We start from the raw sequence: 12029 nt of genomic DNA, 5'->3' as shown, positions 1-12029 counted from the left end.
TGATGCATCAAAAGTGCGCCAAGCCCAATATGAGCATGGCGCATTTTTTTGCGCTGGAGACCAGTATGAGCATAGAAAGGGGAGAGAACATGGAACTGTTGAGCTTGGAGTTTTGGACCGCGCTGTTGTCCATTGTTCTGATCGACCTGGTGCTGGCTGGCGATAACGCGATCGTCATCGGTCTCGCCGCCAGAAACGTGCCGAAGGCGGATCAGAAGAAAGTGATTTTGTGGGGGACCGTCGGCGCTATCATCGTTCGTGTAATTATGACTTTGCTTGTTCTGCAATTGCTTCAAATTCCCGGCCTTCGGCTCGTCGGCGGTCTCGCGCTGCTGTACATAGCTTACAAGCTGCTCGTCGACGAGAAGGAGCATGATATTAATGCAGGCAGTCAAATGTGGGCGGCGATCCGCACCATCATTATCGCCGATGCGATGATGGGGCTGGATAATGTTTTGGCGGTAGCCGGGGCTGCGCATGGCGATATCCTGCTCGTCATTGTCGGACTGGCCATCTCCGTACCGATCATGGTATGGGGCAGCACGATGATCCTGAAGCTGACCGAACGGTTCCCGGTCGTGATTACGATCGGTGCGGCGGTATTAGCCTGGACGGCGTCCAAGATGCTCGTCGAGGAACCGCTCATCCATGACTGGTTTGCGAACGGTTTGCTCAAGTACGGCTTTGAAGCTATCGCGATCATTGCCGTAGTTGTCATCGGGACGCAGATGAAAAAGAAAATGGAACAAAAACGCCGCCTGGAGCAAACGTTGAATCATGGCAATCTGCCGACATAAGTCAAGCTGAACCGCGGTTCGGCTTGACTGCAAGAATAAGCTGCCGATCCTTCGCAAGGTGAAGGATCGGCGGCTTTTTTGCGTCTTTATCGGCTTGGGGTGTTCAGGAGTTCTCCGGATTGCGCGCCGATTGCCGGAACTGCTTGGGCGACATGCCGTAACGCTTGCGGAACATTTTATGAAAATAGTTATAGCTGGGAAACCCCGAGCTTTCGGCCACATGCTCCAGCGTCAGCGGGCTGAAAATGATCCGCTCGCGGGCCATGCTCAGTCTGACCTCAAGCGTATATTGAATAATGCTCGTGTCGAACGCTTCCTTAAACAGATGGACGGCGCGGGAGACGCTGACGCCGACATGGGCGGCGGCATCCTCCAGCTTGAACTGGTTCGACGCATTCTCTTCGATGAAATTTTTGATCCGGTGGGCGAGGTAATTCGGATAGGCCGGAAGCGGCTGCTGCAGCAAATTACGGTCGATCTCCATGCACAAAATTTTCAAGTAGTATTCCGCGATTTCCGGGGAAGGATTGGAAATCCGCCGCTGCTCCAGCATAATTTGCCGGAACGTCCCGACGATGCCCTCGGACAGCGGAACCTTCAGCTTGCGCGGGCGGTCATGCTTCGCCCACCATTCCTTCACCCAGGGACCGGCGAGGAAGATATGATAGTCGCCGCTGTTGACCACGGGCTCGCCGGCCTTCGTCGTCTCCGGCTCGATCCGCAGCTCGTAGGGGTCCTCGGGCGAGACGAGCAGCAGATCGCCCGGCTCGAGCAGTTCCAGCCGTCCGGATAGCCGGGTGCGGCAGCGCCCGACGGTCTGCAGCCGGATCAAATAGTTCTCCAGCCCCTCGGGCTGAAATATATGGAACGGCTTGCTGTGCAGCGAATAGCCGGCTGTCAATATTTGCAGGTTTTGATATTCCATACAATGCATTCTCCTGTGGTTTTTATAAAATAATGACCAGATTGTTCATGTTCCAATCATATTATTCATTTTACAATGAGGCAAATTGAAATAACATGTAGGAGAGTCGACTTACAACATCATCGCTTCGGGAGGAGTGATAAGAATTGACCCCAAAAATGAAAATCGGCATGATCGGCTGCGGCAATATCAGCCCTGCCTACTTGAATTACCTGGCTCACAGCGAAGTTGCGGAGGTCCATGCCCTCGCCGACCTGGTCCCGGAAAAGGCTCGGGAGCGCGGAAATGAGTTTCGCATTGCAAACGTATGCACAGTAGAGGAGATATTGCGTCATCCGGAAATCGAACTGATTCTGAATTTGACGATTCCGGGATCCCATGCCTCCATCAATATGGATGCGCTATACCATGGCAAGCATGTATATGTCGAAAAGCCTCTGTCCGTTTCGCTTCAGGACGCGAAGGCGGCCTTGGATTTAGCGGCGGCCAAGCGGCTGCGCGTAGGCTGCGCGCCCGATACGTTCCTCGGCGCGGGCATCGAAACGGCCCGCCGGGCGATCGAAGACGGCCTGATCGGCAGACCGGTGGCGGCCACGGCCTTTATGATGGGCGCGGGACCGGAGAGCTGGCACCCGAACCCCGACTTTTTCTACGCCGAGGGGGGCGGCCCGATGTTTGACATGGGCCCGTATTATTTGACGGCCCTTATGCATTTGCTCGGCCCGATCGCCGCGATCAGCGGTACGGCGGCGAGCCCGCTTAAGGAGCGGCTCATCGGTGCGGGTCCGAGAGCCGGAGCAAGCATCCCCGTAAGCACGGCGACGCATTACAGCGGCACGCTGAACTTCGTTTCCGGAGCGGTCGGCACGATGATCGTGAGCTTTGACATTCCGGGTGGCAGCGCACTGCCATGGATCGAGATTTACGGCACGGAAGGAACGCTGTCCCTTCCCGATCCGAACTTTTTTGACGGCGAAGTGAAGCTGCGCCGTCACGGCTCCGAGGAGTGGACAGTCTTGCCGCCGGTATTCCATTCGGAAACCAACGAACGGGGCCGGGGCCTGGAGGATATGGTTAAAGCGATCGCGGAAGGCCGGGATCACCGGGCAAGCGGACTGCTGGCCTACCATGTGCTGGAAGCGATGCACGCTTTCGAAGCATCCTCGCTGGAGGGCCGCCGCGTGGAACTCGCCAGCTCGGCGGAGCTTCAATCTGGTCCGGAGGGCTATCTGGTCCCCGCCAAAGTTTTTGTGTAATTTTCAAACCATTTTATAATGAGGTGATTATTCATGGTACAAGTCGGTTTGCAGCTTTACACGGTCCGTGACGCCATGGAACGGGATTTTGAAGGTACCTTGCGCAAAGTGGCCGAGCTCGGGTATCAAGGCGTGGAGTTTGCCGGGTTTTACGGCCGTACGGCGGAACAAGTGAAAGCGGTTTTGCGGGAAACCGGACTGACCGCATTGGGCGCGCATACTCCGTATACCAGACTCCGCGAAGCCCTGGACGAAGAGATCGCATTCCATAAGGAGATCGGTAACCGTCATATCGTGTTCCCGTTCTTGGAAGAAGCGGACCGGGACCGCTGGGAAGAAGTAATCGAAGATCTGCGGGCGTACGGTAAACGGTGTGCCGAGAAAGGCCTGGTATTCTGTTATCATAACCATGAATTCGAGCTGACTCAAAATCTCGGAGAAGAGCCTGTGCTCGACGCGATTTATTCCCGGGTACCTGCGGGCCTGCTGCAGGTGGAATTGGACTCCTGCTGGGTCCATTACGCCGGCTTTGATCCGCTTGCCTATATCGCCAAATACAGCGGCCGTTTGCCGGTGCTTCATTTGAAGGATATGGTAACCAAGGACGGCGGAGCCGCGGAAACGGTGGAACTGGGCAAAGGGATTGTCCCTGTGAAGGATATCGCCGACGCCGCCATCGACAGCGGCGTGGAGTGGATCGTCGTGGAGCAGGATTTCTGCGCGGGCGACTCCTTGGAAGCTATCGCGACCAGCATGGAATGGGTACGTCAATATGCGAAAAACGGAGGTAAAATCGATGTCTAAAACTTTAAAAGTCGCCATTATCGGCTGCGGCGGAATCGCGAACGGCAAACATCTGCCGAGCCTGGCCCAACAGCCCGAGGTACAAATGATCGCTTTCTGCGACATCATTGAAGAGCGGGCGGTCAAAGCGGCCGCCGAATACGGCGCCGAAGGAGCCAAGGTCTATACCGACTTCCGCAAGCTGCTGGCGGAGAGCGACGTAGATGTCGTGCATGTGTGCACGCCGAACGACTCCCACGCGGAAATTACGGTCGCGTCGCTGGAATCCGGCCGGCATGTCATGTGCGAGAAGCCGATGGCGAAGACGGCCGCACAGGCGCGGCAAATGCTGGACGCCGCCAAGCGCACCGGCAAGAAGCTCAGTATCGCCTACCAGAACCGCTTCCGCGACGACAGCATGTATCTGAAGCAGCTGTGCGAAGACGGCGAGCTCGGCGACATTTATTTCGGCAAGGCGATCGCCCTGCGCCGCCGTGCGGTGCCGACCTGGGGCGTGTTCCTTGATGAAGAGAAGCAAGGCGGCGGGCCGCTGATCGATATCGGGACGCATGCCTTGGATTTGACTTTGTGGCTCATGGACAACTACGAGCCGAAAAGCGTCACCGGCTCGGTGTTCCACAAGCTGGGCAGCCGCGCCAATGCGGCCAACGCTTTCGGTCCGTGGGATCCGGAGCAGTTTAAAGTCGAGGATTCCGCTTTCGGCTTCATCACGATGAAGAACGGCGCAACGATCGCGCTGGAAGCGAGCTGGGCGCTCAACGTGCTTGATTTCGGGGAAGCGAGAACGCTGCTCTGCGGAACGGAAGGCGGCGCGGATATGAACGACGGGTTGCGCCTGAACGGCGAAAGATTGAGCCGACTCTATGAAACGAAGGTGGATTTCGGCGCCGGCGGCGTCGCCTTCTATGACGGGAAGCAGGAGACCGATGCCGTGCGCGAAGCGAGATATTGGGTACAGGCGGTCCTGGAGGACAAAGAGCCGCTGGTGAAACCGGAGCAGGCGCTTGTCGTGACGGAGATTCTCGAAGCGATCTACGAGTCGGCCAGAACGGGTAAAACGGTTTACTTCGATTAATCCGATTCGATTAATACGTCAAATACGTCGATCATAAACTAAACAAGCATTAGCATAAAACGATCTCTCATTCAGGAGGAATAGAAATGAAATTAGGCGTTTTTCTTGTACTCTTCGGCGGCAAGCCGCTGGAGGAGGCGCTGGATCTGGTCGCCGCCCAAGGGGTCAAAGCGGTGGAAATCGGCACCGGCGGCCACCCGGGCAATTCGCATTGCAATCCCGATGAGCTGCTTGCGAATAAAACCGCACGCGACAATTTCAAAAAAGCGGTGGAATCCCGCGGGCTGACGATCAGCGCGCTGAGCTGCCACGGCAACCCGCTCCATCCGCAAAAGGCGATTGCCAAGGAATTTCACGATACCTTCGTAAAAACCGTGCAATTGGCCGAGCTGCTGGAGGTTCCGGTGGTCAACACGTTTTCCGGCTGCCCGGGCGACCATGAGGACGCTAAATACCCCAATTGGCCTGTGGCGCCGTGGCCCAACGATTTTCAGGAAATTTTGGATTGGCAGTGGACGAACAAAGTAATCCCTTACTGGACCGAATGGGGCAAATACGCGGCCGATCATCATGTCAAAATCGGGCTGGAGCTGCACGGCGGTTTCTCCGTGCACACGCCGGCAACCCTGCTGCGCCTGCGCGAGGCCGCGGGAGAAGCGATCGGCGCCAATCTCGACCCGAGCCATATGTGGTGGCAGGGGATCGATCCGGTGCAAGCCATTTCCATCTTGGGCCGGGCGGGAGCAATCCATCATTTCCATGCCAAAGATACGACGATCGATCCGGTTAACGTCAATCGTTACGGAATTACGGACATGCAGCCGTACACGGCGATGCTGGACCGGGCTTGGCAGTTCCGTACGGTGGGCTTCGGCCATGATCTGAAAACTTGGGCCGATATCATCAGTGCGCTGCGCCTGCACGGCTATGATTACGTGGTAAGCATCGAGCACGAAGACGGTCTGATGTCGACGGAGGAAGGATTCACGAAGGCTGTCAAGAACCTGCAACAGGTTCTGATCGAGGATTCGGGCACGGAGATGTGGTGGGTATAAGTTGCCGCAATCCGAATATACTTAGCATTAGCGGCCGCCGTCCGGCGGCCGTTTTTCACTCTGTAAGCACTTACATATTTTGGACCGTCTTCAGTTTGAGTAGGGGTTTTTTCCTGGCGGGCGGATATTGTATAATCTAAAATAACATGGGCTGGCATAATCTAAGCGTGTTCATTCCTCCGGAAATATGCTATGATGTAATATACTAACTAATCGTAAGTTTAGCATCGTAAAATTTGTGTTCTTTTATTTATGAGGTGAATTCACATGGAAGAAAATCAGTTCGCGATGTGTCCCCGCTTCGAGTCGGCGTTCGTGATTCTGGGGAAGCGCTGGAACGGTCTGATCATCCGGACATTGATGAGCGGGCCCAAGCGTTTCAAGGATATTTCGAACGGGATTCCGGCAATGAGCGACAAGATGTTGTCCGAACGCATGAAGGACCTGGAGAATGAAGGGATCGTGGCCAGACATGTTTACCCGGAGACGCCCGTACGGATCGAATACGAACTGACGGAGAAGGGCAGGGCCCTAAGCCCGGTAATGAACGAGGTGCAATGCTGGGCTGAGCAGTGGATTAAGTGAAGGGCGTGCCGTTTTCCCGTGGCGGAAGCGGCACGAATTATAATGAAAGTGGGTGTACTTGTGGCTGAGGTAATCGTAATCGGAGCGGGCCCTGCGGGAGCAAGCGCGGCATTGTTTCTGGCTAAAGCGGGGAAGGAAACCCTGGTGCTGGACAGCAATACCAGTATGACGAAGCGGGCTTGGATTGAAAACCATTATGGGGCAAAAGACATTTCCGGGCCGGATCTTTTGAAAATCGGTCGGGAGCAGGCCCAGAAGTTCGGAGCCAAATTTATCGAAGAGAAAGTCACGGTCGTGGATACGAACGGTGGATCAAGAGTCACGGTAAAAACGGAATCCGGCCGCAGCTACGAGGCTTCGCATGTGATTTTGGCAACCGGAGCCCTCACGGATCTCGCGGGTGCGATCGGGCTTGAGCTGAAGGAAGGCAGAGAGCCGAGAATCAAGACCGTCATCGCGACGGACGGTAACGGACGCACCAGCAATCCCCGCATTTGGGCCGCAGGCACGGTCGCCGGCGTAAGCGTTCACACGATTATAACGGCGGGGGACGGGGCCAAAGTGGCGATTGAACTCATCAGTGAATTGAACGGAGACCGTTATGTGGATCATGACGTATTGAAGGCTTAGTATCATTTAAATCGGAATCTCTAAGGGCTGCCGGAAGTAGTGAGACTACGGAAGGCGGCCCTTTTTGTGCTCCGTGCACATGCACTGCGCTAAAATCGACAAAAAGCTTGTGACTGGAATCACAAGCTTCATTTTCAGGGTGCGATAGGCTAAATTTAGTATTTTGAAATGGAGTTCTTTTAGGATCAAAGTTTAATTGCGTTAGGAGGGGAACAGGTATGACTGAGCGCAAACGGCAATTTGACAAGGAAGACTTAGTCCGCGATATCGTGCTGGGGTTCCCGAAATCGGCGGATTATTTCCGTCGCCGCAAAATCGATTTTTGCTGTGGGGGCAACCGCTCTCTTCAGGCGGCCGCAGCGGAAAGAGGGATCGAGGCCGAGGAACTGGTCGCCGATTTGACGGAACTCGCGGCGGCTCATCCGCAAGCGGAAGAAAGGGATGCATGGGAGGAAGCGGATTCCCGGTCCTTGATCGAGCACATCGTCAATAAGCATCATGCGTTTTTGCGGGAAGAATTGCCTGAGCTGCAAAAGAGCGTGACGAAGGTCGCGCGCGTTCACGGCGAACATGATCCTCATTTGCTTGAAGTGCAGCAATTGTACGGACAGCTTCGCGACGAATTGCTGGAGCATACCGCCAAGGAAGAGGCGGAAGTGTTTCCGAAGATGATCAACTGGGAGCTTGGTCAAGAGGAAGAGGTTCTCGGCAAACTGCGGTCCGCGATCGACGAGCTGGAGGATGAGCATGAGGGAGCGGGGCGGATTCTCAAAAGGCTGCGGGATATTACCGGGGATTATCAACCGCCGGCTCACGCCTGCACGACTTACCGGACGACCTACGCCCGGCTGGAAGAGCTGGAAGGGATGACATTTACGCATATTCACCTGGAAAATAATATTCTTTTTCCGCGCTACTCGGAAGTCTGAATCATAGATTTACAGCCTTCTCTGTTTTTCCTTGTGGAAAACAGAGAAAAATTTGAACAAATATGTGATAAGTTTCACATTTAGTGTGAAATAAATCACAATTTAATTAGAATTTTAAATATATAATTTTGGTATGAAGTTGGAAACCGATTAAAGCAGAAGTCATGGAGCAAACGGATATTGAAGGAGGCAATTCTGAGATGGAAACAGCCAAAGAGAAGCTGGTCGTCATCGGCAACGGGATGGCAGGGATCAGCACCGTAGAGCAAATTTTGAAATTAACGACCAAATTCGACATTACCGTGTTCGGGAGCGAGCCGCATCCCAATTATAACCGGATCATGCTTTCCTATGTTCTGGAAGGCAGCAAAACGCTGGACGATATTGTGCTCAATGATTTGAACTGGTACAAGGATAACGGAATTACCCTGCATACGGGAACGACCGTCGCCAAGATCGACGAAAGCCGCAAAGAGGTAGTTGCTGCGGACGGCCTGCGGGTGCCTTACGACAAGGTGCTGATCGCCACGGGCTCGAATTCGTTTATTCTGCCGATTCCGGGCGCGGATAAGGAAGGCGTCGTCGGCTTCCGCGATATTGCGGACTGCAATCAGATGCTGGAAGCGGCCAAAACGTACCGGACCGCCGCTGTCATCGGCGGAGGCCTGCTCGGGCTGGAAGCGGCCAAAGGGCTTGTTCAGCTCGGCATGGACGTGACGGTCGTCCACCTTATGGAAGATTTGATGGAGCGCCAGCTTGATCATCAGGCGGCCTCGATGCTGAAGGCCGAGCTGGAACGCCAGGGCATCAAATTCAAAATGGGCGCGCAAACCGTCGAACTGCTCGGCGACAAGCGGGTCAGCGGCCTCCGGTTTGCCGACGACACGGTGCTGGATGCCGAATTCGTTGTCATGGCGGTGGGTATCAAGCCGAATGTGGCGGTGGCCAAGGAGAGCGGAATTGAAGTCGGCCGGGGGATTGTAGTCAACGACTACCTGCAAACCTCGATGGAAAATGTGTACTCGGTCGGCGAATGCACCGAGCACCGCGGCGTCTGCTACGGCCTTGTAGCCCCGCTGTTCGAGCAGGGCATGGTGCTGGCGAAGCATATCAGCGGCATTGACACCGCGCCTTATGAAGGCTCGGTCGTATCGACCAAGCTGAAAATTTCCGGAGTCGACGTGTTCTCGACCGGCGAGTTTATCGACGGGCCGGAGCATACGGTGATCGCAAACAAGGACGATTGGAAGCGGACCTACAAAAAAATACTGCTCAAGGACGGCGTCATGGTCGGTGCCGTACTGTTCGGCGATATTACGGACTCGGCGGAACTGCAAAAGCTGATCAAGCAAAAAACGGTCATGACCGACGAGTTGTACGCTTCGCTCATGGGCACCGGCTGCTGCGGCGGGGGCAAAAAGAGCACCTCGGTCGAAAATATGGCCGATGAAGAGATCGTCTGCGGCTGCAACGGCGTCACCAAGGGGACGATCGTGGATGTCATTACGAATCAAGGCTTGACGACGGTCGACGAGATCAAAGCCTGCACAGGAGCTACCCGCTCGTGCGGCGGCTGCAAGCCGGTGGTCGAGCAAATCCTGCAATATGTACTGGGCGACGGCTTTAAAACGGCGGCCAAACAAGGGATTTGCGGCTGCACGACCTTGAGCCGCGACGAAATCGTGGCCGAGATTAAGGCGAAGGGGCTGCAGACGACCAAGGAAGTGATGAATGTGCTCGGCTGGAGCCAGCCGGAAGGCTGCTCGAAGTGCCGCCCGGCCATCAACTACTACCTCGGCATGCTGCATCCGGATACGCACGAGGACGAGAAGGAATCGCGCTTCGTCAACGAGAGAATGAGCGCAAACATCCAGAAGGACGGCACGTACACGGTCGTGCCGCGGATGTACGGCGGCGTGACCACGCCGGAGGAATTGAAGAAGATCGCCGACATTTCGCTGAAATACGATGTCAAGGTCGTCAAGGTGACCGGCGGGCAGCGGCTCGACCTGATCGGCGTGAAGAAAGAGGATCTGCCGAAGGTATGGGAAGAGCTCGACATGCCGTCGGGATATGCATACGCGAAATCGCTGCGCACGGTGAAGACCTGCGTCGGCTCGCAATTCTGCCGCTTCGGCACGCAGGATTCGATGGGCATGGGCGCGACGCTGGAGCGCAAATTCGAGCGGCTCGACTTCCCGGCCAAATTCAAGATGGCCGTCAACGGCTGCCCGCGGAATTGTGCGGAATCGTGTACCAAGGACATCGGCATCGTCGGCAATGACGGCGGATGGGAAATCTTCGTTGGCGGCAACGGCGGGATCAAAGCCCGGCTGGCCGATTCGCTCTGCAAGGTGAAGACCGACGAAGAGCTGATCGAAATCGTCGGCGCGGTGATGCAGTATTATCGCGAAACCGGCAATTACCTGGAAAGAACTTCGGAATGGGTGGAACGGATCGGCCTCGATCAAATCAAGGCCGCGGTCGTCGATGACACGGAGAACCGCAAGGCGCTCCTGGAACGGATCGAGTTTGCCCTGGAGCAAGTCGAAGATCCTTGGAAGAAGCTGCTCAACGATGAAGACAAGCGCGACAAATTGTTCGGCCGTTTGGAAATGAGCAGCCAACTGTAAGCGTAAGACCCTAACGAGAGGAGAAGCGAAAGCTATGAAAAACGATCATATGGAGTTTTATCCCGTCGGAGCGCCGGATGAATATCTAACGCAAATCGGCCGCGTCGTCGAGATCGGGGGGCGGCAAATCGCCGTCTTCCGCCTTTCCGACGGCCGGATTTTCGCCGCGCTCAATCAAAGCCCGCATCCGAAGGGCGGGCCGCTGGCGGAGGGGATCGTATCGGGACACTATTTGTACGATCCGCTTTACGACTGGAAGATCGATCTTACCACCGGGCTTGTGCAAGCTCCGGATACGGGCCGGGCGCACATGCTGCCGGTGAAGGTCGAAGACGGCCAGGTATGGATTGGGGCGGGGGAGCTGCAAACCACCGCATAGCGGGCTTTTATCGCATGGATGAGTAAGGGTTATTCGGAGATATAGGGGAGAGGATGTCCGATGTTTACGCAAAATGTGGAAGCGATCGTAGAAGCGGCTGTGAAAAAGAAAGAGAAAATGAATGAAAGCTTGCCCAGATATCTGGTTTCCGCCATGCTGGCCGGGGCTTATGTGGGGCTGGGGATCATTCTGATCTTCAGCGTAGGCGCGCCATTGGCCGCGGCGAAATCGCCGTTCCAGACGATGGTGATGGGGATGTCCTTCGGGCTCGCCCTCACGCTGGTCATCTTTGCCGGTTCAGAGCTGTTTACCGGCAACAATATGTTTTTTACGGCCAGCACGCTGGCCCGGAGAACGACGGTGGGCGACACGCTCAAAAACTGGGTCCTCGTGTTCCTGGGCAACCTGGCCGGCGCCGTCGTACTCAGCCTGCTCATCTTGGGCTCGGGTTTGTTCAAATCCGCCGGCCCCGAGCATCTGATCTTCGCGAGCACGGCGAAAAAAATGGGCGCCCCGGTCATGGAGCTGTTTTTTCGCGGCATTTTGTGTAACTGGCTCGTCTGCTTGGCCATCTGGATGTCGAACAAAGCCAAGGACGATATCTCCAAGCTGGTCCTGATCTGGTGGTGTCTGTACGCGTTCATCGCCAGCGGCTATGAGCATAGTGTGGCCAATATGACGCTGCTCAGCCTCTCCCTCTTGCTGCCGAATCACCCCGAGACAATCACGCTGGCCGGCTGGTTCCACAACATGATTCCGGTCACATTCGGCAATATCGTCGGCGGGGCGATCTTCGTCGGCATGGCCTACTGGTTCATTTCGCCGGTGCGCAAGAAATAACGGATTCAAGGGCTTATCATAGCCTAATAGCCGCTCTGGAGTCTTTAACGGACTGCCGGAGCGGCTTTCATTATTATTGGACTATTTATATATAGACAAAAATTAACTGGCGTTGCTTTAA

At 55.4% G+C, this 12029-nt stretch carries 12 protein-coding genes; 11 read left to right on the top strand and 1 reads right to left on the bottom strand.

The window, feature by feature from the left end; genetic code table 11:
* The first annotated feature begins 89 nt into the window (after positions 1-89).
* Positions 90-797, top strand: coding sequence for a TerC family protein (locus V3851_RS01610; RefSeq protein WP_331844741.1), 708 nt, complete (start codon positions 90-92; stop codon positions 795-797).
* A 103-nt stretch (positions 798-900) separates the two neighbouring features.
* Here V3851_RS01610 and V3851_RS01605 read toward each other — a convergent pair whose 3' ends face one another.
* On the bottom strand, positions 901-1722 hold the full coding sequence (locus tag V3851_RS01605) for an AraC family transcriptional regulator (RefSeq protein ID WP_331844740.1): 822 nt from the start codon (positions 1720-1722) through the stop codon (positions 901-903).
* 158 nt (positions 1723-1880) lie between these two features.
* Here V3851_RS01605 and V3851_RS01600 point away from each other — a divergent pair, with 158 nt between their 5' ends.
* From V3851_RS01600 to V3851_RS01555, 10 genes are all read left to right on the top strand, one after another.
* On the top strand, positions 1881-2978 hold the full coding sequence (locus V3851_RS01600; protein ID WP_331845240.1) for a Gfo/Idh/MocA family protein: 1098 nt from the start codon (positions 1881-1883) through the stop codon (positions 2976-2978).
* Positions 2979-3011: 33 nt separating this feature from the next.
* On the top strand, positions 3012-3782 hold the full coding sequence (locus tag V3851_RS01595; RefSeq protein WP_331844739.1) for a sugar phosphate isomerase/epimerase family protein: 771 nt from the start codon (positions 3012-3014) through the stop codon (positions 3780-3782).
* Complete coding sequence (locus tag V3851_RS01590; protein WP_331844738.1) at positions 3775-4857, top strand: Gfo/Idh/MocA family protein; 1083 nt, start codon at positions 3775-3777, stop codon at positions 4855-4857. Before V3851_RS01595 ends, V3851_RS01590 begins: the two co-directional genes overlap by 8 nt.
* An 86-nt stretch (positions 4858-4943) precedes the next feature.
* Positions 4944-5912 carry a sugar phosphate isomerase/epimerase family protein gene (locus V3851_RS01585; protein ID WP_331844737.1) on the top strand — a complete coding sequence of 323 codons (969 nt, stop codon included), beginning with the start codon at positions 4944-4946 and terminating at the stop codon, positions 5910-5912.
* 267 nt (positions 5913-6179) lie between these two features.
* Positions 6180-6497 (top strand): winged helix-turn-helix transcriptional regulator, encoded by a 318-nt coding sequence (locus V3851_RS01580; protein ID WP_331844736.1) that lies wholly within the window; start codon positions 6180-6182, stop codon positions 6495-6497.
* 60 nt (positions 6498-6557) lie between these two features.
* Positions 6558-7127 (top strand): FAD-dependent oxidoreductase, encoded by a 570-nt coding sequence (locus V3851_RS01575; RefSeq protein WP_331844735.1) that lies wholly within the window; start codon positions 6558-6560, stop codon positions 7125-7127.
* 218 nt (positions 7128-7345) lie between these two features.
* Entirely contained in the window at positions 7346-8056 is a 711-nt protein-coding gene (gene ric, locus V3851_RS01570; protein WP_331844734.1) for an iron-sulfur cluster repair di-iron protein, read from the top strand.
* A gap of 200 nt (positions 8057-8256) precedes the next feature.
* Entirely contained in the window at positions 8257-10689 is a 2433-nt protein-coding gene (nirB, locus tag V3851_RS01565; protein WP_331844733.1) for a nitrite reductase large subunit NirB, read from the top strand.
* A gap of 34 nt (positions 10690-10723) precedes the next feature.
* Positions 10724-11068 carry a nitrite reductase (NAD(P)H) small subunit gene (locus V3851_RS01560; protein ID WP_331844732.1) on the top strand — a complete coding sequence of 115 codons (345 nt, stop codon included), beginning with the start codon at positions 10724-10726 and terminating at the stop codon, positions 11066-11068.
* A 60-nt stretch (positions 11069-11128) separates the two neighbouring features.
* Positions 11129-11908 (top strand): formate/nitrite transporter family protein, encoded by a 780-nt coding sequence (locus tag V3851_RS01555; RefSeq protein WP_331844731.1) that lies wholly within the window; start codon positions 11129-11131, stop codon positions 11906-11908.
* Positions 11909-12029 lie beyond the last annotated feature (121 nt).

Source organism: Paenibacillus haidiansis, from assembly GCF_036553665.1.
Classification (GTDB): domain Bacteria; phylum Bacillota; class Bacilli; order Paenibacillales; family Paenibacillaceae; genus Fontibacillus; species Fontibacillus haidiansis.
The sequence above is the reverse complement of the archived record's forward strand: the minus strand, read 5'-3'. Positions and strand labels throughout refer to the sequence as shown.